This window comes from Burkholderia guangdongensis, assembly GCF_013403875.1.
Lineage (GTDB): Bacteria > Pseudomonadota > Gammaproteobacteria > Burkholderiales > Burkholderiaceae > Burkholderia > Burkholderia guangdongensis.
Genome location: NZ_JACBNX010000020.1, coordinates 65,528 through 81,130, shown reverse-complemented (window position 1 = coordinate 81,130; position 15,603 = coordinate 65,528). Strand labels below are relative to the sequence as shown.

Below are 15,603 nucleotides of genomic sequence, written 5' to 3'. Positions count from 1 at the left end.
GCAATGACAGCGAAAGGCACCATTCTCGTCACCGGCGGCGCGGGCTACATCGGCTCGCATACGGCCGTCGAACTGCTCGGCCACGGCTACGACGTCGTGATCGCCGACAACCTCGTGAACAGCAAGCGCGAAGCGATCAGGCGGATCGAGCGGATCACGGGCAAAACGCCCGCGTTCCACGAGATCGACGTCTGCGACGAAGCCGCGCTGCGCCGCGTGTTCGACGCGCATCCGATCACCGCGACGATCCACTTCGCGGCGCTGAAGGCGGTTGGCGAATCCGTCGCGAAGCCGCTCGAGTACTACCGGAACAACCTCGACGGGCTGCTCGCGGTGCTCAACGTGATGCGCGAGCGCAACGTGAAGCACTTCGTGTTCAGCTCGTCGGCGACGGTGTACGGCGTGCCGGAGCGCTCGCCGATCGACGAGTCGTTCCCGCTCGCCGCGACGAACCCGTACGGGCAGACGAAGCTGATCGCCGAGCAGATCCTGCGCGACGTCGAACTGGCGGACCCGTCGTGGCGCATCGCGACGCTGCGCTACTTCAACCCGGTCGGCGCGCACGCGAGCGGGCTGATCGGCGAGGATCCGGCCGGGATCCCGAACAATCTGATGCCGTACGTCGCGCAGGTCGCGGTCGGCAAGCTCGAGAAGCTGCGCGTGTTCGGCTCCGACTATCCGACGCCGGACGGCACCGGCGTGCGCGACTACATCCACGTCGTCGATCTCGCGCAGGGGCACCTCGCGGCACTCGACGCGCTCGTCGCGCGCGATGCGAGCTTCGTCGTGAACCTCGGCACCGGCCACGGATACAGCGTGCTCGACGTCGTGCGCGCGTTCGAGAAGGCGTCGGGGCGGCCCGTGCCGTACGAGCTCGTCGCACGGCGGCCGGGAGATGTGGCGGAATGCTATGCGAATCCGCAGGCGGCAGCCGATGTGATCGGCTGGCGCGCGAAGTTCGGGATCGACGAGATGTGCGCCGATACGTGGCGGTGGCAGGAGGGGAATCCGAGGGGGTTTGAGTAAGAGTCAGCGGCGGGCCGATCAGCGATCGATCGGCGCCGCCGTCATCCCTCTGCCGTCATCCTTCGATAATCCTCCGCGTCGACGTCATACCCCGACGGCTCCCAGCGGATCGCGAGCAGCGTGACGAGCGACGTCAGCGGCGCCGCCGCGATCACCCAGAACACCTTCGTGCCGAGCGCGCCCGCCAGCACCGGGAACAGGAACAGCGAGACCGTCGACGCGGAGCGCATCAGCGTCTGATTGAAGCCGACGCCGATCCCGCGCAGCGACGTCGGATAGCTGAGCGACGCGAACGTCATCGAATGCGCGCCCGGGCCGAAACCCTGCCCGAACAGATAGCCGCCGAGCAGCAGGATCGCCGCGACGACGAGCACCGTGCCGCTCGGCCGACCGATCAGCGCGAGACCGATCAGCGACACGAACTGTAGCGACACGCCGAACACGGTCAGCTTCCACGCGCCAACCGTCGGCGCGGCACGCACGCCGATCAGCCCGCCGACGAACGCAAACGCGAGATTCAGCGCGAGCGACGCGACGATCGTCGTCAACGGCCCCTGCGCGAGGAAGCTCGCGATGATCACCGGCAGCCCGAACGCGACCGCGTTGTAGCCGAACGCACCCGCGCAACCGACCACCGTCGCGAGGATCGTGCGGCGCCGGTACGCGCCGTTCAGCAGCACGCCGTAATTGCGCCACGATGCGCGGCGCGGCACCGGCACGGCCGTCGCGGCCGACGCGGACACGTCGCGCTCGACGATTGCGTCGATGCCGTACGAGCGCCTCAGGATCCGCGCGGCGCCGTCGAGATCGCCCTGGTTCGCGGCCCAGACCGGCGACTCGCTCATGTAGCGGCCGCGCACGACGATGATGACGATCGCGGGCACCGCGCCGAACGCGAGCGTCACGCGCCACAGCCAGCCGATCTCGTGCGCGGGCAGGATCGCGTACAGACCGAGGATCAGCAGATAGCAGGTGCTCGTCGCCGCATACCAGGCCGGACACCACGCGGCGATGCTGGCCGCCTTGTTGCCGCGGCCCGCGACGCGCGAGAACTCGGCGAGAAACGCCATCGCGACCGGCAGGTCGAGGCCGATCCCGAAGCCCATCATGAAGCGCGCGCCGCCGAGCACCCACGCGTTCGGCGCGAGGCCCGCCGCGATCGCCGCGACGACGAAGAACAGCATGTCGGCCATGAATACGCGATAGCGGCCGATCCGGTCCGTCAGATAGCCGCCGAGCAGCGCGCCGAGGATCGCGCCGAACGCGATCGCCGACGACACCGCGCCGACTTGCACCGGCGTCAGCGCGAACTGCTTTGCGATGTCCTTGATGCCGTATGCGAGCGACGTCAGGTCGTACGCATCGAGAAACACGCCGCCGAGCGCGATCGCGAGCACGATCCGCGCGTGACTGCCCTGCGCCGCGCCGGCGTTGACGAGACGAGACACATCCTGCGCGGTGCGGATGATCGCGGGCGCGGGCGGCGCGTGGGCGGCGCTCGCCGCCGAAGAGGACGAAAAGGAGACGACAGACATGGTGACGACGCGATCGGAAAATTCGAGCCCGCTATACTAACAACACGGCGGCACGCGTCCAAGCCGCGCGCCCGCGTCGCAAGCGCTCACGATTTCGCTTCTTCGCCGCGCGGCGCATAATCGTCGTAGAAACCGCTCCCGCTCTTCGCGCCGAGTCGCCCTTCGGCGATCATGCGCTTCAACAGATCGCGCGGCCCCTCCGGCAGTCCCGGACGCACCTGCGCGTAATGCTCCTCGATGCTCAGCACGATGTCGAGGCCGACCGCGTCCATCCGGCGGAACGGCCCGGACTTGCCGCCGTTGGTCTGCGTGTAGATCGCGTCGACGACTTCCGGCGTCGCGACCCCCTCGGCGACCACCGCCAGCGCCTCGCGCTTGATCGCCGCCCAGATCCGGTTGTAGATGAAGCCGACGCTCTCGCGCTGCACGACGTACGGCGTCAGTCCGTAGTGCGGCAACGTGTCCGCGAGCAGCGCAATCACGCGCTCGTCGGTGCGGCCGCACGACATCAGCTCCACCGCGCGCGCGGCGGGCGGCATCATGTAATGCGTATTGAGCACGCGCTCCGGACGCGCGACCTTGCCGATGACCTGGCTCGTCGGATACGACGACGAATTGCTCGCGAGGATCGCGTCGGCCGGCGCGAGCGCGTCGAGCTGCGCGAACGTGTCGATCTTCAGGTCGAGACGCTCGGGAACCGATTCGACGACGAGCCACGCGTCGGCGACGCCCTCGGCGAGGTCGGCGTGCGCCACCACGCGCCCCGGCTTGCCGGCCGGCAGCGTCGCGAGTACCCTCGCAAGCTGCTCCGCGACGTACGCGGCGCCCGCCGCGCGCGCGTCCGCGCTGGGATCGACGAGCCGGACTTCCGCGCCCTGCGTCGCGAGCATCAGCGCGATCCGGCGGCCAAGCGTGCCCGCGCCGACGACCGCGATCGGACGAGTGGCGATGTTCTCGGGAAGCGTGAATGCCATGGCGTGTCTCCTGCGAAATGTGGAATGGGCTCATTATTCGCCCCGGATGCACCGCTGTCGCCGGATCTTCGGACAATGCAGGTTTGCATAAATGCAAGGCAGGTCATGTGGAACGAATACTACGTCTTCGTGATCGTCGCCGAGACGCTCAGTTTCGGCCGCGCCGCCAAGCGGCTCGGCCAGCAGGCGTCGAGCGTGAGCCGCGCGGTGTCGCGCCTCGAGGAGCATCTCGCGCTGCGGCTGTTCGACCGCGCGCCGAAGGTCCAGCTCACCGAGGCCGGCGAGCGGCTCTACGTGCAGGTCGCGCGGCATTTCGACAGCATCCGCGAGGCCGAGCGCGCGCTGATGGCCGACAACGGCCGCGCGAGCGGCACGGTGCGCGCCGCGGCGCCGCTCGAGGTCGTGCGCCACATGTTCAATCCGGCGATCGCGCGGATGATCGACGAAGGATTCGACGTGCAATTCGAGATCGAGGCGACCGCGCGCGTGCCGAATCTCGTCGAAGGCCACGTCGATCTGTTCGTCAGCCATCACCGCGACGAGGTCTCCAGCCACTCGCTCGTCACGCGCCGCCTGTGCACGATCCGCCAGGCGCTGTATGCGTCGCCCGCGCTGTTCCGCACGGGCCACGCGCCCCGCACGCCGGACGACCTGCTCGACTGGCCGTGCCTCACGCGGCTCGGCGAGAACAGCTGGACGCTGTTCGACGAACACGGCGCGCCGAGCAGGATGACGCTGAACGGGCCGCTCGCGTCGACGCCCGCCGAGACGCGGCTCGACATGGCCGTGCGCGGCTACGGGATCACGGTCGCGAGCATGCGGATGGGCGACGCGGGCGTCGCGCGCGGCAAGCTCGTGCGCGTGCTGCCAGGCCATCGGCTGCACGACGGCGCGCTGTACGCGTACCTGCTCGCGCGCAGGCTGGTGCCGCGCGCGGTCGAAGTGTTCCTGCGCTACGTGACCGACGAAGCGCTCCGGCAGCACCCGGACGATCCCGCGCCGGCCGACCGCTGAATCGGCCTGTACGCGCGGCTTCCCGCCGCCGGGGCGGGCGCCGGGTTTTTGTATAATTCGCTGTCAATTTTTTGGGCAAGCCCATGCTCAGCTTCGCGTCCGGCTTCATCGTCTCCCTGCTCATCACGCTGTTCATCGTCCGCTACGCGCATCTCCATGAGAAATTCTCGATCGACAGCGATCTGGCCGGCGTGCAGAAGTTTCACGTGCGGCCCGTGCCGCGCGTCGGCGGGATCGGAATTCTCGCGGGGATCATCGTGTCGGCGCTGCTGCTGTCGCGACGCTATCCGACGATCGCCGGCAGCGTGCTCGGGCTCGTCGGCTGCGGTGCGCCGGCGTTCCTGTCGGGGCTCGTCGAGGATCTGACGAAGCGCGTGTCGCCGCGCGCGCGGCTGCTGTGCACGATGGGCGCCGCGGCGCTCGCGTTCTGGGTGTTGGACATCGCGGTCACGCGCATCAGCGTGCCGCCGCTCGACTTCCTGCTCACCTACAAGGCGATCTCCGCATTCGTGACCGTGCTCGCGGTCGCCGCGCTCGCGAACGCGGTCAACATCGTCGACGGCTTCAACGGCCTCGCGTCGATGGTCAGCTTCATGATGTTCGCGTCGCTCGCGTACGTCGCGTTCCAGGTCGGCGAGCCGGTCGTGCTGTCGGGCTCGCTGATCATGATGGGCGCGGTGCTCGGCTTCTTCGTGTGGAACTTCCCGGCGGGGCTGATCTTTCTCGGCGACGGCGGCGCGTACTTTATCGGCTTCATGCTCGCCGAGCTGTCGATCCTGCTCGTGATGCGGCATCGCGAGGTGTCCGCGTGGTATCCGGTGCTGCTGTTCATGTACCCGATCTTCGAGACCTGCTTCTCGATCTACCGGAAGAAGTTCATTCGCGGGATGTCGCCCGGGATTCCCGATGGCGTGCATCTGCACATGCTCGTGTACAAGCGGCTGATGCGCTGGGCGGTCGGCACGAAGGTCGCGCACGATCTGACGCGGCGGAACTCGCTGACGTCACCTTATCTGTGGTTGCTGTGCCTTGTGGCGGTGATCCCGGCGACGCTGTTCTGGCGGCATACCGTGCATCTGTTCGCGTTCGTCGTGCTGTTTGCGCTCACGTATGTGTGGCTTTATATCAGCATCGTGCGATTCAAGGTGCCGAGGTGGCTGGTGGTGAGGAAGGATCGGCGGGGGCGCTGAGGCGTCGCTTGTTTAGAGCGTGTACGGCACGCGTACACCGGGCTCATCGGCAGGAAAATCCTTCGTGTTGCGCGACACGAGCAACAGGCCGTTGACTTGCGCACTCGCCCATACGATTGCGTCGGGTAGGCGGATGCGTTTCGTCTTGCGAATCTCCACCGCCCGCTCGGCGATCGCCGCATCGAGGTCGATCACACTGAACGACTTCAGCCACGCACGGATTGCGGCGTCGTCAGCGGGCGCTGTGCCGACCAGGACCTCCATCCATGTAATCGCACTGATCGCGCGTGTGGTGTAGCGATCAAGCTCAGCTTTCGCGGCTTCGATGCCGTTCAGGTAATCGATCAGGACATTCGTATCAAACAACGCGTTCACCATTCCCCGCGCAACTCCTCTTGATACGCAAGGCCGTCGACCCGCCGGCCTTTCCACAGGCCGAACACGTCAGTGCCAAGCGCACGCGTGCGTTGCGCGATGTACGCGTCAATCGCGTCGCGGATCACCGCCGCGCGTGGGCGGCGCTCAGCCTCGACCAAGACCGCCAAGGCTTGAACCTGCGCGTCCGGTAGGTCAACCAGAATTCGGCTCATGACATCTCTCGATATATGATATCGGCATCGTATATCAATCAGAATACCAAGGCAAGCGACGTGAACCGATGTGCCGCGCGGCCGAACCGGTCACCCGTTCGACACCACCCGCATCGGCATGCTCTGCAGCTTCGGCGCGGCCGGCGACTGGTATTCCGGCACCCAGCGCCGCAGATCGCGCCGCACTTCGTCGTCGGTCAGCACGCGATGCTGCATCAGCCACGGCAGCAGATCGTCGAGCAGATGGTCCGGCACCTCGCGCGCCTTCGCGATCCGCAGCTTCGGGTGCGGCGTGCGCGTCGTCGTCTCGTCGTCGGCGAGCAGTTCTTCGTAGAGCTTCTCGCCCGGACGCAGCCCGGTGAACTCGATCCGGATCTGCTCTTCGGTGAAGCCGTACAGGCGAATCAGGTCGCACGCGAGATCGACGATCTTCACCGGCTGCCCCATGTCGAGAATGAAGATCTCGCCACCGTGCCCCATGCTCGACGCCTGCAGCACGAGTTGCGATGCCTCCGGAATCGTCATGAAGAAGCGCGTGATCTCCGGATGCGTGACCGTCACCGGCCCGCCCTTCGCGATCTGCTGCTGGAACTTCGGAATCACGCTGCCCGCGCTGCCGAGCACGTTGCCAAAGCGCACGGTTTCGAACTGCGTGCGCTCGCTCGTCTGCTGCAGCGCCTGGCACGCCATCTCCGCGAGCCGCTTGCTCGCGCCCATCACGTTCGTCGGATTCACCGCCTTGTCGGTCGAGATCAGCACGAAGTGACGCACGTCGTGGCGGATCGCCGCGCGCGCGACGCGGTACGTGCCGAGCACGTTGTTGCGCAGCGCCTGCCACGCGTTGTGCTCCTCCATCAGCGGCACGTGCTTGTACGCGGCCGCGTGGAACACGATGTGCGGCGCATGGCGCGACATCACCTGATCGAGCAGCAGCGAATCCTTCGCATCGCCGATGATCGGCACGACCGGCTGATCGGAAAAGCGCTCGCGCAGCTCTTCGGTCAGCCGGTAGATCGCATATTCGGAAATGTCGAACGCAATCAGCTGCGCCGGAGCGAAACGCAGGATCTGCCGGCACAGCTCGGAGCCGATCGAACCACCCGCGCCCGTCACCATCACCACGCGGCCGCGCAACAGCGCTTCGACGTGCGGTGTGTCGATCGTCACCGCATCGCGGCCGAGCAGATCCTCGAGGTCGATCTGGCGCACCTGCGACAGGAAGCCCTGCCCCGGCATCAGCGCGGTCAGCGACGGCAGCACCATCGCCTTCACGCCGGCGCGCACGCACAGCGTCGCGACGCGGCGCTGCACCTCGACCGAAGCGGACGGAATCGCGATGATCACGCATTCGACCTTCAGCATGTCGGTCCAGTGCGCGATGTCGCCGATCGAACCGAGCACCTTGTAGCCGTAGATCTCGCGGCCGTGCTTGGCAACGTCGTCGTCGAGCAGGCCGACGAGACGCCATTCGCCGGAGCGCGACAGTTCACGCGCGAGGCTCGCGCCGGCCGAGCCCGCGCCGAGCACGAGCACCGGCCGGCCCTGGCCGACGAGGCCGCCGTACAGATAGAACTCCTTCGTCGAGCGATACAGCGCACGCGCGCCGCCCATGATCAGGAACAGCAGCATCGGCGACAGCAGCAGCACCGAGCGCGGAACGATCGGATGCGGCTGGAACATCACCGCGCCGATCATCACGATCACCGCACCGCCGGCGACCGATTTCGAGATCCGCATCAGATCGGGCAGGCTCGCGAACACCCAGAGGCCGCGGTAAAGGCCGAACGCGTGGAACATCAGCGCGTACACGGGCAGCGCCCACGTGAGCGCGGTCAGCGCGCCGCGCAGGAAGTCGTGCGGAATGCTGCCGTTGAAGCGGATCAGATAGGCGAGCAGCCAAGCGGCAACGACTGCCAGCAGGTCGAATAGAAATGCGCCCAGCGACAGCCATGATGCTTTGGATCGCAACATCGACGGGAAACCCTCAAGATATATTTTTAGTGGCCGCTTGAATTCGGCGCCAGCGCACGTCGATCGCGCCCCCGATACACGCGAGGGCGCCATACCATGCGAAAAACAGAATCCACTGCTGAGAAGCGGGACGGCCCAGTGCCCACAAGGCAAGCATTATGCCGAGAAGCATGAGCCCATACCACCACAGTGCGGTCCGTGCATGCCCGATACCGGACCGCACCATGCGCTGATAATAATGCTCCCGGTGTGCCTGCCAGAACTTTTCGCCGCGTAACAAACGTCTCAAGAGTGTTACAGATGCGTCCGCGATAAAGGGCGCAAACACCATCGCGGGAAACCACAGCGGCCACACGTCACCGTGCCATCCCCAGTAGCCAAGGGCGCCGGCCAGAAAACCGAGCGGAATCGAGCCGGCATCGCCCAGAAATAGCCGCGCCGGATGGAAATTCAGCAGAAGAAAACCGAGCGCGGCACCTGAAACCGCCGCGCCCGCGAACGCCAAATCATCCGATGAATGCGTGCCGATCAGCGCCGCCGCCGCATACGCGCCGAAGCCGAACAAGGCCATGCCGCCGGCGAGGCCGTCGGCGCCGTCCATGAAGTTGTACAGGTTGATCAACCAGAGCATCAGGAAGCCGACGCCGACAAGCAGCCACCACGGCGCCGCGGCCGGATACGCGACCAATAGCGCAACGACCGCGACGAGATGAGCGGCGAAGCGGACGCGGGCCGGCAAGCCGCGACGGTCGTCGATCTGCGACATCAGCGCAAGTCCCGCCGCCGCCGCCGCGATCAGCCATAAATGCGGCGACAGCCCCAGTATCGACGCGACGACCACCGGAACGATGCCCCAGCCGCCCACGCGCGGCGTCGGCAGGGAATGCAGCGAACGATCGTTGGGGATATCGGTTGCGAGCCGCCACGCGAGGCCGGTGGCCAGCAACGCGCGCAGAATCGCGGTCGACGCGATGGCAGCCACGAGCCCCACCGCCGCCACCGCGAGCCATGTCGAATGTGCAATGTTCATGGCGGTCATTGTCGCGTATCGCGCGACCGATACCAGTTTGCCGTCGCCGCAAGGCCCTGCCGGGTCGTGAACGGCGGCTTCCAGTCGAGGCTGCGCTTCAGGCGCCCCGTATCCACTTGCAGGCTGCCGGTCAGGCGGTCGATTTGCGGGCCGCGTCCGGTCAGTTTGCCGAGCAGGCGCAACACACCGCCCGGCACCGGTAAAAGCCGCGCAGGACGGCCCAGGGCATCGCCGATCATTCGCAGCAGCTCGGTGACGGACGGCGGATCGTCATCCGCGACATGGAAACAGCCGCCAGCGGCACGGGGATCGGTTGCGCAATGCAACAGCGCGTCCGCGAGGTTGCCGACGTAGAGGAGACTGCGGCGCGACGATATCGCGCCGAACGGCAGCGGCATGCCGCGTGCGACCGCGTTCATCATGCGCAGGAAGTTCGCGCGCACGTCGGGACCATAGACGAGCGGCGGACGGACGATCACGATATCCAGGCCGGTTTCGTCGCCGAATTGCTTCAACGCTTGCTCGGCGTCTCGCTTCGAACGGCCGTACGCGTCCTCGGGGCGCGCCGGCGTGTCCTCGTCGAGCGGCCGGCCGCCGTCACTTTCCGCCACGGCCTTGATGCTGCTCACGTAGACGAAGCGGCGCGCGCCGTTTCGATGCGCGGCGCGTGCAACGCGCAGCGTCGCGTCGATATTGGTGGCGTCGAACGCGCGCTGCGCGGCTTCGCTTGCCGCCTCGTTCATCACATGCACGCGCGCGGCGAGATGCACGACGCACTCGACGTCGCCCGGCGCGGCCCGCCAGCAGGCATCCACCCCGGCGAAATCGGGCTTCGCGTCGACCCATTCGGCGACGCCCGTCGGACACGCGCCGGATCGGCGGACCAGCCCGGCAACCTGATGGCCGTTATTCAGCAGCACGCGGCACAGCGCGCGCCCGACGAAGCCATTCGCTCCTGTCACGACGACTTGTGTCACAGCCACTTCCAGCCAAAGCGATTGAAGAAACGGAATGCCGACGCGACGAACATCTTGATGTGTGCGTGGCCCTTGCGGGATGCTCCGCCGCCGAAGTGCAGGACGCGCGCGGCCGGCAGATAGACGACGCGCGCCGCCGCGTGTGTGCGCATGCTTAGATCGTAATCCTCGAAATACAGGAAATAGCGCGGATCGAAGCCGCCGAGCGCTTTGAGCACGTTAGTGCGGAACAGCATGAAGCAGCCGCTGACGATCTGTGGATCCCAGACGACGTCGCGCTCGTTGATCTGGTCGCGCATCTCGTAACGTGCGAGACGGCGCGCGAACAGGCTGCTCCAGCGAGTCGGCAGGAAGCCTCGCACGAACAGGTCGAACACCGATGGGTAGCGACGGCATAGGTACTGGATCTGGTCGTTTTCGTCGCCGATGCGCGGCGTGATGAGGCCGACGTCCGGATGCACGCCTAGGAAATCGAGCAGGCGCACGAGTGAGTCGGGGGCGAGATCGACGTCGGGGTTCAGGATCAGATGGCACCACTCGGTCGTCCGCTCGATCGCGAGATTGTGGCCGCGCCCGTAGCCCACGTTGCCGTGGCCGCTCACGACGTGGCAGTCGATGCGTTGCGCTTCGAGCGCCGCGCGCGTCGCGGAGATGTCGGGCAAGCCGCCGTTGTCGATCAGGTACAGCTCGGCCGGGAAATCCGGCCGGCACGCCCTGGTTGCCGCGATCGCTTCGCTCAGGCTCGACAGCGTGCGATGCAACTGCGCGACATCCGGCCGGTAGACGACGACGGAGACCGACAGACCTCGGCCCCATGAATGCTGTACTGCTGTTTCCATCGCTCCGTGAGACGCTTCCCTGCGGCACGCCACTCGCGGAACCTGACGAAGAGGGAAATTGCGCCGAAATTTTCGATTTTCGGTTAGGCCGGCCAATCGTGGCTCGGCAGAGCCGGGGGACGAAGAAACCGCCGCTCCGGGCCGCTAGGATACCGGAATTTGATGTGGCCCCGTGTTGCCGCGGCGACGATTTTGCAGGCGAGTAAACGAGTGCGGTATTTTATCGTCCCATGCGCGATGACGAACGATATCGAACCAGTCACGCGCGCTGCCCGACGATTCGCTCGTGCCAATGCGAATCGTTCTGGCACCGTTCAACCAGCCATTTGATTCATCTATGAATTTGTCTCGATCTGTTTTCAGTTTCGGCTCTCCCTGCAATGGCCAGTACGGTCATCTCGTGCTTCGGGACGGGGGGGAAATCTATGGTTATTCGCATCCGAACGAACACAGCTGGTCTTACGACAACGAAACGCTGCACCTGCACGGGATCGATGGCAGCGTGACGAGTCGCTTCAAGCACTGCAACATCTCAGGTGGCTGGTTCGGCCACGTAGAGGACCGGAAGTGGCCACTGTATCTCGTCCCGATTTTGCAGCTTGAAGCCCCGGTGGGCGACATCAACGCATCGCGTCCGTCATTTTTTGTCAATTCGATCCCGAAATCCGGCACGTATTACGTCGAAGCCGCGCTACAAGCAATCGGTATCGCGTCGCAACGACTCCATTTAAGTGGTCGGGACACGGTGGACGACTATCGCGAACTCCCGGAGTCACTCATACACGTCGCGCCAGAAAAAGTCCGGCTCAGTTGCGAGGCTGAATTGATCACCGCAATGCTGCAAGGCGAGCAAACGGTCGGTCATATCGAGCACCAATGGGTGATCGACAAAATCAGAGCCCAGCGAGTGTGCGTCCTCTCAGTTGTTCGAAATCTGCGCAACGTAATTGCTAGCCTGTTCAGATTCAAGCAATCGAAAGTGGCTCCGACCAGCGCAATCGATCAGTACTGGCGCGAACTCACCGGATCGGAGCAGATCATCGGTTTTCTTTTCCATCATGCCGAACGCGACCTCGCACACATCCGTGCAATCGCAGACATGATGCAACGTGATTCAGACGCGATCCTGCTTCGCTATGAGGATATGTGCGTCGGTAGCATTTCGCCCGCGGCAACCGAACGATTGAATGCAGTCGAGCCCGGCATCGCGGAGCGTCTGTGCTCCAGTCTCGCCCAACAATATGGTCACGCCAATCCAACTTATTCGGGCAGCACATCAGACTGGACGAACATCTGGAATCCGGATCTGGAGCGGTACTTTGTGACGTCCGGGCTGTCGGACCTCAACCACTCGCTGGGATATGAGTGATGTGCGGGCTTCAAACAGCAATACGGTCGGCCAAATCCGACCTACTCCGGCTCCCGTTCCGACTGGCAGAGCATCTGACGCCGGATATCGACCGGTCTTTCATCGCATCCGGGTGAGCGGATCTCAATCGCGCACTTGGATACGCCTGAAAAACACCTGAGATCAAGAAGAGGGCACGCCGACGGAGGCGGGCGGCGCGTCCTCATTGACAACTCATAGCGAATCCAGCACCCCGCCCTACTCACTTGTGTCGGAGACGTCCAAGCAGGAATGCAGTTCCTACAGTCAACAGAACACCCAGCAAGATACCCCAACGGGTGTAATGCCACGACACCGGCTGGTAATACAGATGAAGGCGGCCCTCGCTCTTCTGAGGAAGATCCACGCTCACCAGCACGTCGTCCCAATTCCCGACCGACAGCGGCACCCCGTTGAGGTCGGCGTGATAGCCGGGCCACGTAATTCTGCTGAAAATTAGCCGGCGCGGCTGATCCGAACCGTGAACATCGAACCACTCGCTTCGTGGCCCATCGTCCCTCACGTGCACCACAGTTCCCGGAACCGACTGATACGTCAAAGTTCCTTCAACTTGCGATGATGCTTGCGGCTCGATCATAAGCTTGGAATCCGGTAGCACCGTGCGCTTCGTCAATCCGACAGCATCAAAGCGACGCTCAATTTCCGGCGTCACATCGTCAGACCGAACATAGATCCTCCGAATATCGAACAATTTGTATATCGGCGTGTGCCGATCATCATCCATCACATTCGTGATATTGATAAGCGTAGGCTGCGGCTCGAAGTTTCCATGCGCACTCCGAGACGGAAATATCCTCTCAAATCCGAGATGCCCGACCGGAGTGTAACCACTAATGCTTTTTTGCCCAATCGCAAGCATTTGAGCGGTGCCGAGGTCGGAAACATTTTGAGGAGGAAATCGCAGCGCGAGCGGCAATACATACCCGGACGTCACGCCGTTGCCATCTGTAAGCAATCCGCTCTTTACTCCTGCGAAGGAAAAATAGGCTCCGCCAAGCGTCGGAGTTTGTACAAGCATTCCGCCGAACGCCAGAACCGATACGAGCCACAGCACATCGAGAGGCACGTGGCCGGACGACGTATGCTTGCGGCGTAGGATTGCAACGGCCATCCGCGCAAACAAGACGGCAAACAGTCCTAGAAAGACCAAGCGACGCCCCTCAAAAACACGGCCGTCTGCCGAGAACAGCTGTATAGCTGTGGCCATGACTCCCACAATGGCCAGCAGTTTAAACCACCGTCTCACATCGTCGCGCCATACGCCGTGCTCCAGCTGGTAATAGGCTATCGAGCAGAAGCACAGCACGAGCATCGGCAAGAAACGGAAGCTCCATCGGATCGGCCCCAGTTGCTGCGGGGAGAACGACATCAGAAGCGCCAACAACATTCCCGTCAGCAGGATCCGATATTCGACCGGAGTTCCGCCAACACCGTTATCCAACCGCTTGCAGACAAAGGGAAGCAAAGACACCATTCCGGCATAGGCTAGCGACAATGGCAGATATCGATAACCGCCGAACCAGGAAATATACGTCCCAAAGAAAGGATTGAAAAAATTAACAATATATCCCCAACTTGGAGACAGGAAATTATTGTAATTATTGAATTCGTTCGGCCGCGAAAAATACTGCCTGTTCAGCAGATACTCGGCCATGAGCGGAATGGCAGAAATCAGCAGCACGCACGCACCAGCGGAGAAAAATATTGCGACTCGGCGAATACTGCGACATTCAAGCCAATCTACGATAATCGTTACCGCAAACATAAGGCCATAGAACAACTGCGATTGAGTACCGGCACTGGTGAACAGGCAACAACCAAACGCAACGGCGAGCACGAAACTCAAAGGTTTCGCATCCTTTCTCAACCACAAAAGCGCAGTAACGGCGGGCAACAGCCAGGCAAACGCCTGCGCCATGTTCCACCACGACGTCAAATAAACGTAGAGAAACACCGGCGTCGTCGCCACCGTGGCGCCGAGCAGCAATGCGAGACCTGAACGCAGCTGCAACAGGCGGCCAAGCCAGTACCCTCCTCCGACAACGAGCAATAGGCTAAGGAAAGCGACGACATCCGCCACCACGCGTACTGAGGATGTCATCTGCGACAGAATCGATCCCGCGATAGCTTGCGGAGCAAAAGGGGAAAGCACCATATCGACCAATATGTTCCCGCCCCACATCGTATTGGTCGTCAGGAGCGGAAGGTGGCCGCTCAGCCACAGCCGTCCCATCTCACGATAGAATCCGATATTTTCGTTCTGCGCATCATCGATAAAGAAAAAATCGTGATATCGCAGCGCGCACAGTGCGGTAATACCCAATGCAACCAATACGATCGATATCACCACTTGCCAGGTCGCCCAACTTTTTGGCGCGTCCAATGGCTCGCGCTGCATAGGTACATTCTTGTTGATCATGAGTCTGTTTGTTGATGAGTCGGCCCCGAATTATCGGAGACCCTACGTCATGAGGCCCGCCGTGCTTTCTTACAAAGTGCGTATGTGAGCAGAGCCACGCCCACCGGAACGCGCCGATCGAAAACGCGACGACCATGATGCCGTCCGGCCCGTCCAGCCTTGCAATTGTCCGGGGAAAGGCCGTCCGTGAAATCGCCACAACGTTTCCCAAGTCTCGCTGAATTCGATCCGCTTGAATCGAGCCAAGCGGCATTTTGTCAGATCTATCGGTGAATTTCGCTCCTCGCTGTACAGGCCTTGCCTATCCCCTCGGCCACGAGCACCGCAGAACGCTGCCCTCGGTTGTTGCTAGCGTATTGAAAGGGCAGCGTAGCGTACCACTGTTACCCACCACGGCCAACGGCCCGGCGCGGTACGTGCCCCAACGGAACTCGCTAAAACACTCCCGGTGACCGTACAGGATTGCCGCTTCGCCACACCGCGCGCCGCCTGAGCGTGCCCTTCCGAACCCGCACGCACCGAACGTCGGCCTTGTGGCGCGATGGTTGTGGCTGCAATGTCGAGATAGTAAAGTAGCGTACGCCTGAGGGCACTCCGCAATAAAAACGAAAGGAACGGCAACAATGCCGC

Annotated in this window: 13 protein-coding genes; 4 read left to right on the top strand and 9 right to left on the bottom strand. The window is 63.5% G+C overall.

Going from position 1 to position 15,603, the window contains the following annotated elements; translation table 11 throughout:
- Positions 1 to 3: 3 nt before the first annotated feature.
- Positions 4 to 1,026, top strand: coding sequence for a UDP-glucose 4-epimerase GalE (gene galE, locus HZI36_RS19690; RefSeq protein ID WP_179404336.1), 1,023 nt, complete (start codon positions 4 to 6; stop codon positions 1,024 to 1,026).
- Between the two features lie 41 nt (positions 1,027 to 1,067).
- On the opposite strand, the gene HZI36_RS19685 is transcribed toward galE, so the two are convergent.
- Together HZI36_RS19685 and HZI36_RS19680 are read right to left on the bottom strand one after the other, a co-directional pair.
- On the bottom strand, positions 1,068 to 2,561 hold the full coding sequence (locus tag HZI36_RS19685; RefSeq protein WP_179404335.1) for an MFS transporter: 1,494 nt from the start codon (positions 2,559 to 2,561) through the stop codon (positions 1,068 to 1,070).
- 86 nt (positions 2,562 to 2,647) lie between these two features.
- Entirely contained in the window at positions 2,648 to 3,535 is an 888-nt protein-coding gene (locus HZI36_RS19680) for a 3-hydroxyacyl-CoA dehydrogenase family protein (RefSeq protein WP_179404334.1), read from the bottom strand.
- 105 nt (positions 3,536 to 3,640) lie between these two features.
- On the opposite strand from HZI36_RS19680, the gene HZI36_RS19675 reads away from it, so the two are divergent.
- A complete protein-coding gene (locus HZI36_RS19675; RefSeq protein WP_179404333.1) occupies positions 3,641 to 4,549 on the top strand; it encodes a LysR family transcriptional regulator in 909 nt (302 codons plus the stop codon).
- Positions 4,550 to 4,632: 83 nt separating this feature from the next.
- Positions 4,633 to 5,739, top strand: a complete 1,107-nt coding sequence (locus HZI36_RS19670) for an MraY family glycosyltransferase (RefSeq protein ID WP_179404332.1) — start codon at positions 4,633 to 4,635, stop codon at positions 5,737 to 5,739.
- 12 nt (positions 5,740 to 5,751) lie between these two features.
- On the opposite strand, the gene HZI36_RS19665 is transcribed toward HZI36_RS19670, so the two are convergent.
- The 6 genes from HZI36_RS19665 to HZI36_RS19640 all read right to left on the bottom strand — a co-directional run bounded on the left by HZI36_RS19665 (position 5,752) and on the right by HZI36_RS19640 (position 11,146).
- Positions 5,752 to 6,117, bottom strand: a complete 366-nt coding sequence (locus HZI36_RS19665) for a type II toxin-antitoxin system VapC family toxin (protein WP_179404331.1) — start codon at positions 6,115 to 6,117, stop codon at positions 5,752 to 5,754.
- Positions 6,111 to 6,329, bottom strand: a complete 219-nt coding sequence (locus HZI36_RS19660; RefSeq protein WP_179404330.1) for a ribbon-helix-helix protein, CopG family — start codon at positions 6,327 to 6,329, stop codon at positions 6,111 to 6,113. The genes HZI36_RS19665 and HZI36_RS19660 overlap by 7 nt, the downstream gene beginning before the upstream one ends.
- 90 nt (positions 6,330 to 6,419) lie before the next feature.
- Entirely contained in the window at positions 6,420 to 8,300 is a 1,881-nt protein-coding gene (locus tag HZI36_RS19655; RefSeq protein WP_179404329.1) for a polysaccharide biosynthesis protein, read from the bottom strand.
- 13 nt (positions 8,301 to 8,313) lie between these two features.
- Positions 8,314 to 9,330, bottom strand: a complete 1,017-nt coding sequence (locus tag HZI36_RS19650; protein ID WP_179404410.1) for an MraY family glycosyltransferase — start codon at positions 9,328 to 9,330, stop codon at positions 8,314 to 8,316.
- Between the two features lie 5 nt (positions 9,331 to 9,335).
- Positions 9,336 to 10,307: an NAD-dependent epimerase/dehydratase family protein gene (locus HZI36_RS19645; protein ID WP_179404328.1), complete on the bottom strand. Its 972-nt coding sequence runs from the start codon at positions 10,305 to 10,307 to the stop codon at positions 9,336 to 9,338.
- Positions 10,304 to 11,146 (bottom strand): glycosyltransferase family 2 protein, encoded by an 843-nt coding sequence (locus tag HZI36_RS19640; protein ID WP_179404327.1) that lies wholly within the window; start codon positions 11,144 to 11,146, stop codon positions 10,304 to 10,306. Before HZI36_RS19640 ends, HZI36_RS19645 begins: the two co-directional genes overlap by 4 nt.
- Before the next feature lie 292 nt (positions 11,147 to 11,438).
- Between HZI36_RS19640 and HZI36_RS19635 the strand changes: the two genes are divergently transcribed.
- Entirely contained in the window at positions 11,439 to 12,515 is a 1,077-nt protein-coding gene (locus tag HZI36_RS19635; RefSeq protein ID WP_179404326.1) for a sulfotransferase domain-containing protein, read from the top strand.
- A gap of 241 nt (positions 12,516 to 12,756) precedes the next feature.
- Here the strand turns inward: HZI36_RS19635 and HZI36_RS19630 are convergent, their stop codons facing one another.
- Complete coding sequence (locus HZI36_RS19630; protein ID WP_179404325.1) at positions 12,757 to 14,973, bottom strand: hypothetical protein; 2,217 nt, start codon at positions 14,971 to 14,973, stop codon at positions 12,757 to 12,759.
- Positions 14,974 to 15,603 lie beyond the last annotated feature (630 nt).